Genomic DNA, 17,247 nt, shown 5'->3' on the forward strand with positions numbered 1-17,247 from the left:
AATTATACTTAATTTAAATTTTTTTAACAATTATGACTAACGCGCAATATCCAATAGGGAATTTTAAAGCCCCTGTATCGTACACACCCGAAGACCTCCGTAAGTGGACCGCCACCATTAAAGAATTTCCCGGCCGCCTGCGCCAGGCAATTATGAACCTGAATGAAAAGCAGCTGGATACCCCCTACCGCACCGGTGGGTGGACCATAAGGCAAGTGGTACACCATTGTGCCGACAGCCACATCAATTCGTTAATGCGTTTTAAGTGGGCGCTTACTGAAGATAACCCAACCGTAAAGCCCTATGAGGAAGCCGATTGGGCGCTGTTGCCGGATTACCGGCTGCCGGTAGAATCATCATTAAAGATCCTGGAGGGCGTTCACCAGCATTGGGTTGCGCTGCTGGAAAGCTTTAATGAAGAGCAATGGGAACGCACCTTTATGCGTCCATCCGGCGAGAAGATCCCCCTTAAAAAGGCGTTGGCGTTATACCACTGGCACAGTAAACACCATTTGGCACATGTAACTGAAACGGTGAAGACCTTCTAGCTGTTTTGAACCATGATTAAAGGATTATTTGATTCGCAGGATTTGCCTGTCCGCGAAATCAGATAATCCTATAATCAAGCGGATCATGGCTCAAGCTACAGGTTAAACAAATTGTACTCCAGCCTCACCAGATACATATGGTCGGTATTGCGCTGCATTGAATTATACAGCGGGATGCGGTACGAAAAATCAACCCTGATGGTGCTGTTAAAAATAAGCTGTACCGCAGGGGCCGCATCAAGATAGCTTTGTCCATATCCGGGGTTTATCTTTCCTAAAAACTCGGCGTATATGTTTACGTTGGTCTGGCTGTAATCTTTATAAGCCTTCGGTAAAAGCAGGTAGCCTGATGACAGGGTGTAGCCAATTGCATTTGTGGCATAGGGGGTTGGAATGCGGTTTCCTCCACTGTTATTCCAATCATGTAAATAGCTTACGGAACCTGACAGAGCCAGTTTATGCAATAATTGTGTAAATACCACGCCGGTTTGCAGGCCTGAATTATCACCCTCGAGCGTAATTTCCTGGTTTACCACCGGGTTATTGATAGCGGAAAGCTTTGCAAAAAACGCACCGCGAAAGTGCTTCTGAACAGAATCGACAGAAAGGAACCGGTATTTGGCATAAACGCTGCCGCCCTCAAAATGCTGGTCGTTATGGTAATAATCAGACACATACAGGGAGCCATGCAGCATCAAATTTCTGCTTGCACCATACATCAGCTCCAGCGTGCTGCGGTTTTTATATACCGGGTTAAAATAGCCCTGGTTCTCAACCCTGATGCCTAATGAGTTTGTAGCCATGTTGCTCGCAGGCTCGGTATTTACATAAAGCTCTTGCGAAAAGGCTGGGCATGCCAAACCCAGCAGGCATGCCGCCAATAAAATATACTTCATAAACAGGTTATAAAGTTTAAATGGCTACGTGATAAACCCTGCCTTTTGCAGTACCGACATCGGCAACCTGGCCCATGTATTTTTTGGATACTGATTTTGGCGCAAATCCCTTGTCGACAATTGTCACGACAGTTGGCCCCGGGCTCACTTTATCTGCCCCTGCCATTACATGGAAAGTGTCGCCGCCATAGCTAAATGAGTTGTCGGCAACCTTCACGTTGGCAAAATCAAACGTAGCCTTAAGGCTGTTTACAAAGAAGCCTGCATCCTGCACTTTTTTGCTGATCTGGTCGAAGTTAACTTGTTCGCCGCTTTTAAAGGTAAGCAGGTAGGTATTGCGGATCAGGTCGGTTTTAATTTCGCCGATAAACGGCAATGTTCTAAGTGCCTTTTCAGTAGCCTTGGCGCATAAAGCGCAGGTTAACCCGCTAACTTGTAGTTCAGCTTTGGTAAATTGAGCTTTTGCTATGCCCGTAGTAAGTACCAGCAGGAGTATAAATATTTTAAGGATTTTCATGTCGATCAAAAATTATGTATAAATCTAATATTAATTATTTGCGGATGTAGCGTGAAAACTAACCGCGCTAAATATAGCTGGCTATTGGAGACAGCATTAAACACATTAAATATTGATCAGATGATAAGCTGCCTTAAAAATTTAGGCGTTTTATTGGGGGGAGGAGGATCGGGCCGGTTTTTGGTGATGTTGCAAATAAGCACACGAGGCCTGGCGCAAACATGCGGGGCGGCTGGAACAAGAGGTATAGCTAAAATAGGCGTTTTAGCTAAATTGCTTGTAGCCTGCGCCTGGTGCGCATCTTTAACCTTTACCTCGAAATGCTTGTCTTTACAGCATTTCATTGCGCCCATTGTACTATCACAGCTTTTGGCCGGGGCATTGATACTTACAGCGGCAAGGGTGTTGCAGCAATAGTGCAGGTTAATAGCAAAACCGGTTGCTGTAATAAAATACAGCAACAACATTATGGAAACTGCTAACCGCCTGATCATAAACAAAAATAATGTTTTTTATGCTACAAAAACAAATGGGAATAATTGCCTGCATTGACAGCAGGCAATTATTTCGAGGCTTTTAAGCGATTACTTAACAGCAAACTGCCCAACCTTGTAAGTGCCAACCAACGGGCGGAAGGCAATATTGATGCGGTTATAACTATTGATCACGGTAACGGCCAGCGTTAGGTCGATCAACTCTTCGTCGGTAAATTGTTGTTTTGCCTGCGCGTAGGTCTCGTCGGCAACCTGGCCATCGGTTATCTTCGTAACGGCTTCGGCCCAGGCAAGCGCTGCGCGTTCGCGATCAGTATAAAAAGGGGCCTCGCGCCAGGCATCCATTACAAACAGGCGCTGGTCGCTCTCTCCATTGGCAAGCAGGTCCTTCGAATGCATATCAAGGCAAAAGGCACAGCCATTTATTTGTGAAACCCTGAAATAAACTAAATTTAATAGGGATTGCTCAACCGGCGACTTTGCAAGATATGCACCTAAACCATACATCGCTTTCATTGCGTTCTGGCCTTTTTCAAAGGCATTAATTCTTTGTTCCATTTTATAGTATTTAATAATGAATTATACTGTAATGACGAACGGGCAGCTCAATACAGGACAACTCAGATTATTTTTATTTAGAAAAATTATTCCCGGAGGGTGAACCCGTAATAAACAAAAAGCCCCTCACGATCAGGCAAGGGCTTATCAGTTTAACTTAAAGCACTACCAGCCCTTTTTGGCGAAATCTTTATCTTTTTAAGGCCTTGTGGCGGTTGTTTTGCTTTTTTTAGACGTTTATCGGCAGCGATTACAGGTGACGCCGCGACAATACGGACCTCTCTATTCCACCTCTTCAACAATATTAGATTTGATTAGCTCTTGATAAGACTTCTTTAACAATTTCAGGTTCTTTTCTTTGTCCGCCGGCCTTAGTTTGATATTATTTATTAACAATGAAGGTTTATCACCGTGCCCAAGAAAGCCAAATTGCAAGCTTTGAATAGTGTCTTTGCCACCATTCAGGACGAGGTTATTGATCACATAATACTCAGCCCTGCCACCGTTATATTGCGAGGTGTCAATTTCGACCCGGTAACCTTTTGCTTTCAGTTTAGCCAGCGCCTCTTCTTTAGACATCTTCATTGCGTAGGATTTCCCGATGTGAATATCGCCGCCCGGCTGCATATAATAACTGGTTGGCGGTGCGGTGGCCATAAAAACCAGGGCAATAGGAACCATGGACACAAAACGTAAAGAAACAGGCGGAAAATTGCTGACCCTGTATTTGTCGATACGTTGTATCAGGTACCAGGATAAAGGTAAAACAGATAAAGCAATATAATCGCTATAGTCAACTGTCCTGGTGATCTGTATCAATGTGACTTTATTATAAACTTCAATAAAACCCGTTGAAAGAGGCGTTTTCCAAAAAACAAAGAAGAGGCCAGTGATGATAACCGACCACGTGGAGAGTCTAGGAAACAGGAACAATAAAAACATAGGAAAGATCAACAGTCCTGCAAAGTCGGACAACTTCCCGGTCAGCCAGCTGGTATAATGCTGTTTGAAATAATGATCATTGAGCGCTAATAACAGCAAGCCGGCAATAAAGATCCAGTTAAAGACCAGGTAATTGTTACGGTTCGGATGGATAGGGTTTTTCATTGTTTTATGTTTTTAGATTGTGATTCGTTTAATTGCCGGACAATCTCACATACATATAAACTATAAATTGCCGGCTTTGCATAATGTTCGTTTGCGCGCAACAGTTACACAAGTGGCGGCCATATCCGGGTACAACCATTAAGCATTCGAATTGAGGTAATTGTGATGGTTTCATGCCTGAATAGCAAAACATAAGCGCTATTTGAGTCAACGTAAATTTATTAAAATAATTATTCCTTGCGATGTTCTTGTCTGTTCATAGCTTAACAGTCGAGGGGGATAATTTCCATCTTCCCGAAACATGATAGCAGAAAGTGAGCCATTAAACAGGAATTTTTACATTTGGCGTCGAATTCTATTGTATCTGTCAAAACAAAGTTTTAGGTTGCGCTTCAAATCTGCCTTATTTATGAAAACCGCGCTGATATTATTGTTTTCCCTGTTTAGCTGTACTGTTGGTTTCGCTCAAATCTCTGCGTTGAACCAGGGGTGCAATACCGCTCCAAATTATTATGCAGAATTACCCTACACAAGCATAAATGGAAAGCTGTTAGTTGATGCGGAACTATATGGTAAAAAGCATAAATTCTTATTTGATACAGGAGCGCCCGTGCAACTGAGCAACGAGCTGACAGCCGAGCTGAAATTGACTGCGGTGAATAAAATCAATGTGAGCGATGTAAACGGAACAACAGATTCCACCCGCGTAATGAGGCTCGAGATTAAATTAGGCAACGTGATTTTTGCCGATGTACCGGCAATTAATGTTTTTCCGGAAGTTTATAAATGCTGGGGCGTCGACGGTGTAATTGGCAGCAACCTGTTACGTAATTCAATAATACGAATTGATGCAGACAGGCATGTTATTGTTTTGACCGATCATGCTGATAAGCTGTCGCTAAATCCGGACCATAGCCTGCCATTGAGTACGCCTGATGCACAAAGCACGCCTGTTATCCAAATCAGCCTCGATAAAAAATTGAATTTAACCCTCCCTTTTGATACCGGCGATAATGGCTTTTTACGCTTCTCTGAAGATTTAATGACCCGGTTTGATAAAAAGGGGCTTTTTAAAACGCTTGCCAAAGGATATGGAGCTAACCAAATTGGCGTACTTGGGCTGCAGGCTAACGCCGAAAAATACCTGCTGAAAATACCGTTTTTAATGATTGGCTCAGCTCGCTTTAATAACGTTATTACCCAAACCAGCAAAGGCGCCATACCTGGCATAGGCACCAAACTGCTCGACTATGGCAACGTTACCATAGACTTTATCCATGGTAAATTTTATTTCGATGCCAAAGACGAAACAACCGATCTTAACGAAAAGCAGTGGCCGTTTCAACCCACACTGTCGGGCAATAAGCTTGTTATTGGCGTAGTTTGGGATAAGGGGGTTAATGTTGTAAAACCTGGTCAGCAAATCATCGCTATTGATGATAAGGATTTTTCGACGGTAAACATTTGCGATATGGTTAATAGCAAGCCGTTATTATCAGGCAGGGAATCGGCGATCATTACATTGAGAGACGCAGACGGGAAGGAAAAAAAGGTGCCGATCACCCGTGAATAATAGTATACAGCAATGATAACTGGGAGGGAACTTAAATCCTTTTCACCAAAATCCATCCCAAAGCAACTAACGTAGTTATTAAATACGTATACATTAAAGGGGGGTAATTATGCCTGCCCGGTAACCGGCAATCAACATAATAATTTCTACTTTTATTTTAGCAGTATACATAAAGCGGCAAAAATCCGTTATTCAACTTATTATTAACTGCGTACATGATTTAGTTTATATGGGAAAAGTTTACAAAAGTTACCTTCGGACATGTACCGGGGTATTATTTTTAACGGTATTAATGGCATCCTGTAAAAAGGAGAGCACAAATAAAACCAATAATACGGTAACCACGCCAGCCGTGCCTATTGCCACGCTAGGGTTATATGAAGTGCAAAGCTCCATTTACCGCCGGGTGTATATTGGCGTGGCGGTGGGCACTTCAAAAACGGTTTTTTATAGCGTTTTTGACACCGGCTCATCAGCAATGACACTACAGGCCGACAGCACGTTTATTCCCAAATCAATGTTCAACGATAATGGATTTATAATTCCCAACGACTCGTTGAACGTAAATGGCATAACCATAACGAAACAAACAGCTACCTTAGCTTATGGAGATAATACAAGCGGAACAAAGGAGTTTGGCAACCTGGCTTACGCAAAGGTTACCATTGGCGACGAAAACGGTTCAGTAACAACGAAACGGATTCCGTTCTTCCTGTATTACAAAGCTATTGATACACAAACAGGCAAGGCACTTGATCCGCACGAAAATGATGTGTTTGGTGTTGGACCCTACAATAAGTTCCAAAATCTTTCAATTGCCAGTCCACTAAGCTATTTCGACCTGCCGGCTAATGTAACGCAGGGCTTCAAGCTTTCTAAATTTGTTCAGACTTCGTACTCGGGCAATGGTACTTATGTACGCGATTTGCTAACCATTGGCCTAGTTCCTGATGACCTGAGTTCTAAATCCGGTTTTGTTATGCACCCGCTTACGCTTACCACAAGCGGCTATTCACCAAACCTCCCTGCTAGTATAACTTACGGGGGTAAAACCATACAAGGTTTGTTATTATTTGATACAGGGACACCTGCCTTTTCCAATATAGAAGATCCAACGGCGGCGGCCAATACGACAACGCTGCCAAATAATTCAGTTGTGACTATTACAACAAACAGTGGCTTTTCTTATACTTATACAGTTGTAAATACACAAGCCGCAAGTCACAACCTTACTCAAATAGAAAAGCCGTCATTTACAGGCGACACTCGCACAATTTTTAGTATAGACTTTTTTAATGATAACCAGTTTTTATTGGATTATACAAATCACAAAATCGGCTTAAAGAATTAAGGAGGAGTTCAAAGTAAAAAGTCTTGGGTGCCGAGTCTGCTGTAACGCAAACCCGGCACTCAAGACTTCGACCTTAAGACTCAGGACTAACTAATACTTAGCAGGTGTTCCCGGCTTAGGTGTTGATTCCTTTATAAAGTTTCTCAGGCTTTCGGCAGCGCTAATAACATCGTCCTTGCGCAGGTACATCATGTGGCCGCTTTTGTAGCCTTCCCATTTTAAACGATCTTTAAGACGTCCGCTTGGGTCCAGCTGCCAAAGGCTGTATTTGGCGTTGAAATAATCGCAGGCGCCATCATAATACCCTGATTGGATCAGCAAATGCAAATATGGGTTTTGTGCGATAGCCGAACGCAGGTCCTCGCCGGTGTGGTTGTTTTTATCGTCCCATGGCCATACGTTGCCAAACATGTTATATTTCAGGTCGGTTTTGTAATTCAGCTCATCGCGCAGGTAAATGTTGATTGCCGGGGTGAAAGCGTGAAGCCATGCGGTCAGCTCGGCATTATAATCCGGGCTGGTGCCGCCGGCCTGGCGGTCAATTCCCTTATAGCGCGAATCGAGGCGGCCAACGGTAAAGCCCTTTTCGCGCAGCAGTTCCTTCCAGAAGAGATCGTAAGAAACATCAAGGTTGTTGTCCAGGTATACCTTTTCAGAAATACCACTATACCGTGCCATTTTTGCGGCTATGGTTTTGCGTTGTGCATCATCAATAAAGCCACCGCGCGATAGAGCGGGAATCAGCTCATTAATCGTGAAGTTTTCAACCTCGGGCAAAAAGGCAGTTAGATCTTTTTGCTGAATATCGGCAGCCAGCATCCCATGGTACCAGGCAGTGGCGGCAAAATATGGCAATTTCAATGCTGCCTGTACAGGGCCGCTGCGCTCAATACCCAGATCAGTTGGTGATACCAGGATCACGCCGTTCAGGTACATCCACTGTGAGTTTTGCAGCTCGAGCGCCAAACCGGCGGCACGGGTAGTGCCATAGCTTTCGCCAATCAAAAACTTAGGCGATGCCCAGCGGTTTTTGCGTGTAACAAATGTATTTATCCACTCAGCCAGGTAGTGAATATCCTCGTTCACGCCAAAAAATTTAGATCCCGGTGTGCCTTTATTTACGATACGTGAATAACCGGTATTTACCGGATCGAGGTAAACAATGTCGGCAACATCAAGAATCGAGTTTTTATTTTCACCAATACCGTAAGGTTGAATAGGATAGCCTTCACTGTCGATATTAAGCAGGCGCGGGCCGGTATAGCCAATTTCCATCCATACAGATGGTGTGCCCGGTCCACCGTTAAACGAGATCACCAGCGGGCGGGTGCTGCGGTCCGTAACATCGTCACGCTCGTAATAAGTATAAAAAACACCGGCTATCGGGCGACCGTCTTCGTCCCATATCGGCATGCTGCCTGCGGTGGCCGTGTACGGAACAACCTTGCCTTTTATGGTTACCTGGTGCTTGGTAACCACGGCAGAATCCACCGATAAAATGCGGCTTTTGGTTATAGGGTTTGTGTTTTTAGGTGCGTCCTGGGCTTGCGCGAAGGTTATACCGGCAAAGCAGCAAACGGACGTAATTAGGGTAAGGTATTTATTCATGTTGATGATTTTGAAAAGCCGGGAACGGGATAACGACCCCGCTATTATAAATAACAGAACAGCCAGCAAAATACCGGACAGCTACTAATTACAATACTAAACTTTTCCAACAGCTTTTGCAATTTTTATAGGCGAGGCGCACAAGCTATTATGTAAAAAGATTATAACAAATAAGGGCCGCAAAAAATAAATTAAAAAAAATAGACATAGCGCTTGTTTCGTACGAAAATATTCCTATGTTTGTAATATGAATTCAGAACAGGAAAACAACAGCCGCAAATTCGATCCTACAAAATCAGAACTGGAGATCCTGCAGGTGCTTTGGGAACATGGCCCGTCGACAGTAAGATTTGTGAACGATAAGCTGAACGAGAGCAAGGATGTTAATTACACATCAACCTTAAAGCTGATGCAGATAATGGTTGAAAAGGAGATCCTGAAGCGCGATGAAAGCCAGATGAAGCACGTGTACATAGTAATTGAGGACGAGCAGTTAACAAAAAATCACCTGCTGAATAAGTTTGTGGATGCCATGTATAAAGGCTCGGCTGGCACCCTGGTAATGCAACTTTTGGGCAACAACCAGGCATCGAAGGAAGACATAAAAGCAATAAAGGAATTACTGAATAAACTGGACAACGAATAATAACCGGATTTTAAAACGTACCGATATGACACTATCAACCACAGGCAGCCTTTTAACCGATCAGCTTATAAAGGCATTGGGTAATACATTAATGCACTCGCTTTGGCAGGGGATCCTGCTGGCTGTTGCAGGCGGGTTGATCATTGTTTTTACCAAAAGACTAAGCGCTGCCCTGCGTTATAACCTGCTTTTAGGTGCAATGGTGCTGTTTACCTGTGGTGTTGCAGTTACGTTTATTATGCAGTTGCAGCCCTTGCAAAGCCATTCGGTAATTTACAAGGGCGGTGCGATGATAAGCGCGCCGGCTAACCAAAATGCAGTATCGCCTATAATTAATGCCGACGTAAAACAAAGCCCTGCCGACCTGGTCACAGGGTTCCTGAACACACATAGCGATACCATCGTTTTAATCTGGTTCCTGATCATCTGCATAAAAAGTATTAAGCTGGCGGTTGGCGGCTACGAGGTTTACCGGCTAAAACATTCAAAAATTTATTCTGTAAGCGATTATTGGGATAATCGGATTTCCCAATTAGCCAATCAGCTTAAAATAAAACAGGCAGTAAGCTTGCTGGAATCGGGGATTGCAAAGGTGCCAATGGTGATAGGACATTTAAAACCCGTGATTTTGATCCCGATAGGTTTTATAAACGCACTTTCTTCGGATGAGGTGGAAGCTATCCTGGTCCACGAGCTGGCGCACATCCGCCGGCGCGACTACCTGGTGAATTTGCTGCAAAGCTTTATGGAGATCGTGTTCTTTTTTAACCCGGCGGTAATATGGATCTCGCAATTGATAAAAGCAGAACGCGAAAACTGCTGTGACGACATAGCACTCGGGCAGGCGGGCAATAAATCGAACTACATCCAGGCGCTGCTGAGCTGCCAGGAATACCAGGCGCCGGGCTTAAGCATAGCGCTGGCCAACAACAAAAACACCCTGCTGAACAGGGTGAAGCGAATAGTTAACAATCATAATCAATCATTAAATATCATGGAAAAAACATTGCTTACCATTGGTTTGGTAACTGCCGGGTTGTTCACAGTGGCATTCTCGGCAAAGGATACAGTTAAAAAAGCTGCTAAGGTTAACCAGGTTCAACAACCTGCGATAGTGGTTAGCCCGGTTGTTGACGTAAAAGTCGACGCAAAGGTAAAGGTTAACACAAAAGTGGACCTTGGAAAAATTGACACTACTCAAAACATGCATGTGAAGGTTTACAAGCCTTCGGAAATTTCGGAGGGTACAACCATCAGGATGCGCGACCGTAAAAACTGGGACGGGTACGACATGTTCCTGGTTAAACGCAACGGAGAACTATACCAGCTGATGATCAGCCATAATAAAGCAACAAGGCTGTATGTTAATGGCGAAGCTGCGCAAATAGATAAATACAGTGCAAAGGTTGACGACCTGATGAATGAATTTAAAAAGCTGGGTAAGACCCCTCCGGTACCACCGGTTGCCCCGGCACCGCCGACCGGCGCGGTAATAGCTACTCCGCCAACATTGGGTGCGGTACGTGCACCGCGTGTGCCAAAAGCCATGGCAATGACCGGACCTGCTGCGCCTGCGCCGCCGGCTCCCATGATTGCAATGACCGGTCCCGCCTTAACTGCACCGGCAGCCCCCAGGATTGCAATGACCGGTCCCGCCGCACCTGTGCCGCCAACTCCTGTGGTTGCCATGGTAGCAAGCCCCGCCGTACCTGCGGCTCCGGACCGGCCTGCCGTGGTAGCAATGGTAGCCCCCGTAGCTCCTGTAGGCCCTAAAAGTTTAGACTCAGATGTTGTATATAACAAGATGACCGATAAGCTGATCCAAAAGGGGATAATCAACGATAAAAACAACCTGGACATTTCGATAAGCAATGATGAGCTGAAGGTAAATGGCGTAAAACAACCCGAGAACATTCATCAGGAGATCCTGAAATTGTATGTAACACATCCGGGCGACAAGGTGAGCTGGAGTTACAGCAACCATAAGTAATTTACGCCCTTTCCCCTCTTTTTATATTGCTGCCGGCCAGGCAAAGCGTTCCATTTTTGCACATGGAACACGTGGAACACTATGAAACATGCTGATTATAAGCATGTTTCATTTTTGCGCCGACTAAAACTTAATGGTTTTGCCCGGAATAGCTTACACTTTTATTGCTTGTTCCTGTTTTGAGTTTACACTTTCCCGTTTCTCACGCCTTTGTTAGTGTTGTCACCATCGGTGTTCGGAAGAAATCATGCAAGCCGTGGCCATGTGCGATTCCCGCCTCGGGGCGGGGAAGGGTGGGGTTTCTCGAACTAGGATACCATTGATAATCAAGCGTAAAAGCTTGGTGTAGAAACCCCTCCCTACACCCTCCCAAGGGAGGGAACCGACTTTAGGAGCTCATGAATGCATAATCAAGCGTAAAAGCTTGGTGTAGAAACCCCTCCCTACACCCTCCCAAGGGAGGGAACCGACTTTAGGAGCTCATGAATGCCTTAAAAAACAAGGCGATGAGGCTTGTGATTTACAGGCGGTTTTATGGAAGCACAAACCAAATACTGCTTGTTGGAGACAACTCCAACAAGGGCGCAAAAAACCGCTGCAAAGCGTTCCATTTTTGCACATGGAACACGTGGAACGCTATGAAACATCCTGATTATAAGCGCGTTTCATTTTTGGGGCGATTAAATTTTACTGGTTTTGCCCGGAATAGTTTACCCTTTTATTGCTTGTTCCTGTTTTGAGTTTACACTTTCACATCTCTCACGCCTTTGTTGGTGACAACACTATCGGTGTTCAGAAGAAATCATGCAAGCCGAGGCCTTGTGCGATTCCCGCCTCGGGGCGGGGAAGGGTGGGGTTTCTCGAACTAGAATACTACTGATAATCAAGCGTAAAAGCTTGGTGTAGAAACCCCTCCCTACACCCTCCCAAGGGAGGGAACCGACTTTAGGAGCTCATGAATGCATAATCAAGCGTAAAAGCTTGGTGTAGAAACCCCTCCCTACACCCTCCCAAGGGAGGGAACCGACTTTAGGAGCTCATGAATGCCTTTAAAAAACAAGGCGATGAGGCCTGCGATTTGCAGGCGGTTTTATGGAAGCACAAACCGGATACAGCTTGTTAGAGACAACTCCAGCAAGGGCGCAAATACTATAGCCCGTATTTGTTCTTGTGCCATTCCACGTACCGGCGGAGTTTGGTAAACTCAATTAACTCGTCTCTTTCGGGAACTGAAGGCAGGCTTTTCACCTCCACATAGCCTATATCCAACGCACAGGACTTCTCTCCTAATAAGCAATCCAAAGCTAAATAAGCAGCGGTTAAAAACTCCGTTTTGAGGTTGGGGTCATATCCCTCTGCATATATTCTTACCCCAAGTTGCGTGGATGCTTTATTGCTGAGCGGGATAAAATACATTTCTTTGGGATTAAGCCTGATGCCGTTATATTCGGTGACAAAATCGTCCATTACAGGTTTAAAGGCTATTATATTCCAGCGTTCCACTTGCGGGGCTGCTTTTACAAGCGATTCAACCGCATCAAAAAAATCGGTGTTTCCTTCGGCTGAAATAATCAGGTCCTGTTTTTCATCGGGGTGACCCCCAATTTCAAAGAACAATTTGTCGCAATAGCGGTGTAAATGTTCCAGGAAATCATCCAAAAGCCTTTCTCTTTCATCAGCATCATCCACCTGGCAGAGAAAAAAATATTTGCCTTCGTTCTTTATAAACCAATCCCAGAATTGTTGTTCCGTCGACATATTAGCCTGCCTTGTAAATGATAAAATTATAACACCAAAGATATAATTTTCGTTTATGCGGAGGTTGCATATGGCAGATTTGCGTTGGCTTCAATTTCTGTTTAATCTCTCCACCCTCCCGTCCGGATAAATAAAATTCATCGCACCGATCTTTCCCCCGCTGCCGCATAGCGTCCCCGCTTGTGGCCCGCTGATAAGCAACGCGCAGATAGGCATTAGGGCTCTAAATTCCATATTTCTCCCGAAAGTGCAACACGCCATAGCAGCGTGGCTACCTAAACGCGGGCCACAAGCGGGACGCTATGCGGCAGCGGAAAAAAACGCTTGCAGTGCAGGGGCGGCAGCGGGAAAAAGCTTGCGATAGCAGGATAGACCTATTAATATAAAACATAAATTAGCACCTTAATTACTTTATAGTACCTAAGCAACAATAATGGCTAAAACAGCAAAGACAGAACAGGAAGAACCTTTAGAGAAAAAGCTTTGGAAGGCAGCCGACAAGCTCCGCAAAAACATGGATGCGGCTGAATATAAGCACGTAGTTTTAGGCCTGATCTTTCTTAAATATATTTCTGATGCCTTTATTGAGCTGCACCAGCAATTGGTTAATCAGGTTAGCGAAGGTGCAGACGCGGAAGATAAAAATGAATACATAGCCGAAAAAGTATTTTTTGTGCCGGTAATAGCCCGGTGGAATCATATACAGGGGCGGGCCACACAGCCAACCATAGGAAAGGACATTGACGATGCGATGGACGCCATTGAAAAGGACAATCCATCATTACGCGGCGTTTTGCCAAAAGTATTTGCGCAGGAAAAACTGGATAAAGCCAGTCTTGGTGGTTTGGTTAATTTGGTTGGCTCGGCTACATTAGGCACAAAAGAAGCGCAGAGCAAGGATCTGCTGGGTAAGGTTTTTGAATATTTTTTGGGCGAATTTGCTTTAGCCGAAGGCAAAAAGGGAGGGCAGTTTTATACCCCGGGCAGCGTGGTAAAGCTACTGGTTGAAATGCTTGAACCGTATGAGGGACGGGTATTTGACCCCTGTTGCGGCAGCGGCGGCATGTTTGTGCAAAGCGAAAAATTTATTGAAAGCCACCAGGATCATTATAAAAAGAACGGCAAAACCGGCCTGGCATTAAACCCAAGCGACCGCATTTCCATTTACGGCCAGGAAAGCAACCAAACCACCTGGCGGCTGGCTAAAATGAATTTGTCTATCCGGGGGATTGACAGCAGCAATGTAAAATGGAACAATGAAGGCAGCTTTTTAAATGATGCCCATAAGGATTTGAAGGCAGATTTTATTATTGCCAACCCGCCGTTTAACGACAGTGACTGGAGCGGCGAACTTTTACGGGATGATGCCCGCTGGACGGTTTTAGGCGAAAGACTGGTGCCGCCAACCGGCAATGCCAATTATGCATGGATCCAGCACTTTCTGTATCATTTGGCGCCAACGGGGCAGGCGGGTTTTGTGCTGTCAAAAGGCTCATTAACTACCAATACCACCGGGGAGGGCGATATCAGGAAAGCTTTGATTGAAAACGGACTGGTGGATTGCATTGTAAACCTGCCCACCAAATTGTTTTTAAATACGCAGATCCCGGCTTGTTTGTGGTTTTTGTCGCGCAATAAAACCAATGGCGGCTTCCGGAAGCGTGAAAACGAAATTTTGTTTATGGACGCCCGCAATATGGGCTTTTTGGTGAACCGCAAAAACCGTGACCTGAGCGATGCTGACATAGCCTTAATTGCAGGCACTTACCATAATTACCGCAACCCTGATGGCAATTATGAGGACGTTGCCGGTTTTTGTAAAGTAGCCACCATAGAAAAAGTACGGGAATTAAATTATGTATTAACTCCAGGCAGGTATGTTGGTCTTGCTGATGAGGAAGATGATTTTGATTTTGCCGAGCGTTTTACCGCATTAAAAGCGGAACTGGAAGCGCAGATAGCTGAGGAGGCTGAATTGAATAAACAAATAGCAGAAAATCTTGCCAAAATAATTATCAGGTAAATAGCTATGAACGAAATTATCAAAAGACGAACTATCAGGCCGTCGACCAGGTTAAAAACCTCTGAATTTTATAGAGTAGATATTAATAAAATCACGGCATCGGATACTTTGATAGTTAATGTTACCCATGAAAGCAAACCATTTCAAAAGACATTTAAGTTTAAGGGAAGTGAGGTTATAAAGAAAAAAAGCCTTGGCTTTAAAGTAGTAGACAATGGGGAACACATACATTTGAATTGGACAAGCACTCAACCTATAAATGGAAAATAAAGACATCCGCTGGATCCAACGTTTTAATAATTTCCGGAAAGCATTAAAACGGCTTGCTTTTGCCGTGGAGCTAAGCATAGAGCGCCCGCTGTCTGATTTGGAAGAACAAGGCATGATTCAGGCTTTTGAGTTTACTTATGATTTGGCCTGGAAAACCCTGCAGGATATTTTGAGAGAACTTAAAAGGCCGAATGATAATGGCGGCCCTACCATTATACTCGATCAGGCTTTCGCTGATGGTTTTATTACGGACCGGGAAGGCTGGAAGGAATTAAAAAAATCGCGCGAGCTGTCATCTCATACTTATGATGAAGAAACAGCCGATGAAATTGCAGCCAATATTGTAGCGCAATACTACGGTTTGTTTGTGCAGTTGGAAACCCGCTTACAAATAGAAAAAATAAACCAGGAGAAGAACGGATGAGATTTGGATTGGATGATAGCGTAATTGAAAAGCTCACCGAGGTTTTTGAGGCCCACCCAAAGGTGGATAAAGCCTATATTTTTGGCTCGCGCGCCAAAGGGAATTTCCGTGCCGATTCTGACATTGATATTGCCATAAAAGGCTATGGCCTAACGCTGGACGATATTTTAAAAATGAGCGTGGCTTTTGAGGATAAAGGCATAACCCATAAAATTGACCTGCTGGATTATAACGAGATAAAAGAGCCTGCTTTAATTGAACATATTGACAGGGTTGGGGTGGAGTTTTATAGTAGGTGGAAAGAATATAAATTTTCAGAATTATTATTAGATGAAAGTATTTCATACGGAATTGTACAACCAGGAACACATACTGAGATAAATTCAGTTCCAATTATCCGGGGGAATAACTTGAAGAATGGAAAAATCATCACGGATGAAATCATGAAAGTATCAGCTACTATTGAAGAAAAGTTTTTACGTACTCGGCTTATAGGTGGCGAACTTTTAATTACAGTAGTCGGCAGTGTTGGTGAATGTGCCATTGTGCCTGCTGCTTTAAAGGGCTGGAATGTTGCACGGGCAATTAGTGTGGCGAGAATTAAGCAAGGATTTGATACAGAATATATAAAATATGCATTTAAAACAGATGATTTAGCGTTTCAAATGTATGGCAATACTAACGACACGGTTCAGCCAACGCTTAATCTTTCCTCTTTAAAAGGGCTAATACTTACGCTACCCTCATTTAAAGAGCAAAATAAAATAACTTCTATTTTACTCAGCCTTGATAATAAAATAGACCTCCTTCACCGCCAAAATAAAACACTTGAACAACTTGCTGAAACGCTTTTTAGGCAATGGTTTGTGGAGGAAGCGGAAGAAGATTGGGAAGAAAAGCGATTGATTGATGTAATTAAGCTTATTGGGGGCGGTACTCCCAAAACAGAGAATCCGGAATATTGGGATGGCAATATAAAATGGATCTCAGCAAGAGACATTACTCCAAATCACAAAGGCTTTATAAGTAACACTGAAAAATCAATAACTGAATCGGGTTTAAAAAATAGTTCAGCAAAAATTATAGAAAAATATTCAACAATAATTTCTGCACGTGGAACAGTAGGAAAGTATTGTCTTCTATCTGAACCGATGGCATTCAGTCAGTCTAATTACGGTATTCAACCAAAATTAGGAGGACTGTTTTTCTTTACATATTTATTAATTGCCCATAGTGTAGAAGAATTGCAGGCAGCAGCATATGGTAGCGTTTTCGATACTATAACTACTAATACATTTACTGAACATAAAATTAAAATACCACCCGAAACTGATCTTTTTCAGTTTGAAAAAAAAATTGAATCATATTTTAAAAAAATTGAATCTAACCAAACCCAAATCCAATCGCTCACCAAAATGCGCGATACCTTATTACCTAAGTTAATGAGCGGAGAAGTAAGGGTAAAAATGCCGGGATAAATACAC

Annotated in this window: 16 protein-coding genes; 9 read left to right on the plus strand and 7 right to left on the minus strand. The window is 43.8% G+C overall.

Annotated elements, in window-relative coordinates; translation table 11 throughout:
- Nucleotides 1-32 precede the first annotated feature (32 nt).
- Nucleotides 33-548 (plus strand): YfiT family bacillithiol transferase, encoded by a 516-nt coding sequence (locus tag KXD93_RS24855; protein WP_258140157.1) that lies wholly within the window; start codon nucleotides 33-35, stop codon nucleotides 546-548.
- 95 nt (nucleotides 549-643) lie between these two features.
- Here KXD93_RS24855 and KXD93_RS24860 read toward each other — a convergent pair whose 3' ends face one another.
- The 5 genes from KXD93_RS24860 to KXD93_RS24880 form a co-directional block, all read right to left on the minus strand.
- Nucleotides 644-1,444: a hypothetical protein gene (locus tag KXD93_RS24860; protein WP_258140158.1), complete on the minus strand. Its 801-nt coding sequence runs from the start codon at nucleotides 1,442-1,444 to the stop codon at nucleotides 644-646.
- Between the two features lie 16 nt (nucleotides 1,445-1,460).
- Nucleotides 1,461-1,961: a heavy-metal-associated domain-containing protein gene (locus tag KXD93_RS24865; RefSeq protein WP_258140159.1), complete on the minus strand. Its 501-nt coding sequence runs from the start codon at nucleotides 1,959-1,961 to the stop codon at nucleotides 1,461-1,463.
- 116 nt (nucleotides 1,962-2,077) lie between these two features.
- Nucleotides 2,078-2,455, minus strand: a complete 378-nt coding sequence (locus tag KXD93_RS24870) for an HYC_CC_PP family protein (RefSeq protein WP_258140161.1) — start codon at nucleotides 2,453-2,455, stop codon at nucleotides 2,078-2,080.
- A 90-nt stretch (nucleotides 2,456-2,545) separates the two neighbouring features.
- The gene (locus tag KXD93_RS24875) at nucleotides 2,546-3,013 is read right to left on the minus strand and encodes a carboxymuconolactone decarboxylase family protein (RefSeq protein ID WP_258140162.1); all 468 of its coding nucleotides are present in this window, start codon (nucleotides 3,011-3,013) and stop codon (nucleotides 2,546-2,548) included.
- A gap of 282 nt (nucleotides 3,014-3,295) precedes the next feature.
- Nucleotides 3,296-4,120, minus strand: a complete 825-nt coding sequence (locus tag KXD93_RS24880) for a hypothetical protein (protein ID WP_258140164.1) — start codon at nucleotides 4,118-4,120, stop codon at nucleotides 3,296-3,298.
- Nucleotides 4,121-4,529: 409 nt separating this feature from the next.
- Here KXD93_RS24880 and KXD93_RS24885 point away from each other — a divergent pair, with 409 nt between their 5' ends.
- Together KXD93_RS24885 and KXD93_RS24890 are read left to right on the plus strand one after the other, a co-directional pair.
- Complete coding sequence (locus KXD93_RS24885) at nucleotides 4,530-5,693, plus strand: retropepsin-like aspartic protease (protein ID WP_258140166.1); 1,164 nt, start codon at nucleotides 4,530-4,532, stop codon at nucleotides 5,691-5,693.
- 292 nt (nucleotides 5,694-5,985) lie between these two features.
- Entirely contained in the window at nucleotides 5,986-7,044 is a 1,059-nt protein-coding gene (locus KXD93_RS24890) for a pepsin/retropepsin-like aspartic protease family protein (protein WP_258140167.1), read from the plus strand.
- A gap of 90 nt (nucleotides 7,045-7,134) precedes the next feature.
- On the opposite strand, the gene KXD93_RS24895 is transcribed toward KXD93_RS24890, so the two are convergent.
- Nucleotides 7,135-8,652, minus strand: a complete 1,518-nt coding sequence (locus KXD93_RS24895; RefSeq protein WP_258140168.1) for a S10 family peptidase — start codon at nucleotides 8,650-8,652, stop codon at nucleotides 7,135-7,137.
- A gap of 247 nt (nucleotides 8,653-8,899) precedes the next feature.
- Here KXD93_RS24895 and KXD93_RS24900 point away from each other — a divergent pair, with 247 nt between their 5' ends.
- Nucleotides 8,900-9,298: a BlaI/MecI/CopY family transcriptional regulator gene (locus KXD93_RS24900; RefSeq protein ID WP_258140169.1), complete on the plus strand. Its 399-nt coding sequence runs from the start codon at nucleotides 8,900-8,902 to the stop codon at nucleotides 9,296-9,298.
- A 25-nt stretch (nucleotides 9,299-9,323) separates the two neighbouring features.
- Complete coding sequence (locus KXD93_RS24905) at nucleotides 9,324-11,288, plus strand: M56 family metallopeptidase (protein ID WP_258140170.1); 1,965 nt, start codon at nucleotides 9,324-9,326, stop codon at nucleotides 11,286-11,288.
- Nucleotides 11,289-12,437: 1,149 nt separating this feature from the next.
- Here the strand turns inward: KXD93_RS24905 and KXD93_RS24910 are convergent.
- A complete protein-coding gene (locus tag KXD93_RS24910; protein WP_258140171.1) occupies nucleotides 12,438-13,046 on the minus strand; it encodes a hypothetical protein in 609 nt (202 codons plus the stop codon).
- Nucleotides 13,047-13,479: 433 nt separating this feature from the next.
- Between KXD93_RS24910 and KXD93_RS24915 the strand changes: the two genes are divergently transcribed.
- Genes KXD93_RS24915 through KXD93_RS24930 form a run of 4 tightly spaced genes read left to right on the plus strand, consistent with a single transcriptional unit; the run spans nucleotide 13,480 to nucleotide 17,241 of the window.
- Complete coding sequence (locus tag KXD93_RS24915) at nucleotides 13,480-15,069, plus strand: type I restriction-modification system subunit M (RefSeq protein ID WP_258140172.1); 1,590 nt, start codon at nucleotides 13,480-13,482, stop codon at nucleotides 15,067-15,069.
- A 6-nt stretch (nucleotides 15,070-15,075) separates the two neighbouring features.
- Nucleotides 15,076-15,339, plus strand: a complete 264-nt coding sequence (locus KXD93_RS24920; RefSeq protein ID WP_258140174.1) for a hypothetical protein — start codon at nucleotides 15,076-15,078, stop codon at nucleotides 15,337-15,339.
- Complete coding sequence (locus KXD93_RS24925) at nucleotides 15,329-15,763, plus strand: nucleotidyltransferase substrate binding protein (RefSeq protein ID WP_258140176.1); 435 nt, start codon at nucleotides 15,329-15,331, stop codon at nucleotides 15,761-15,763. Before KXD93_RS24920 ends, KXD93_RS24925 begins: the two co-directional genes overlap by 11 nt.
- On the plus strand, nucleotides 15,760-17,241 hold the full coding sequence (locus KXD93_RS24930; RefSeq protein WP_258140178.1) for a restriction endonuclease subunit S: 1,482 nt from the start codon (nucleotides 15,760-15,762) through the stop codon (nucleotides 17,239-17,241). Before KXD93_RS24925 ends, KXD93_RS24930 begins: the two co-directional genes overlap by 4 nt.
- Nucleotides 17,242-17,247 lie beyond the last annotated feature (6 nt).

Source organism: Mucilaginibacter phenanthrenivorans (assembly GCF_024721155.1).
Taxonomy (GTDB): domain Bacteria; phylum Bacteroidota; class Bacteroidia; order Sphingobacteriales; family Sphingobacteriaceae; genus Mucilaginibacter; species Mucilaginibacter phenanthrenivorans.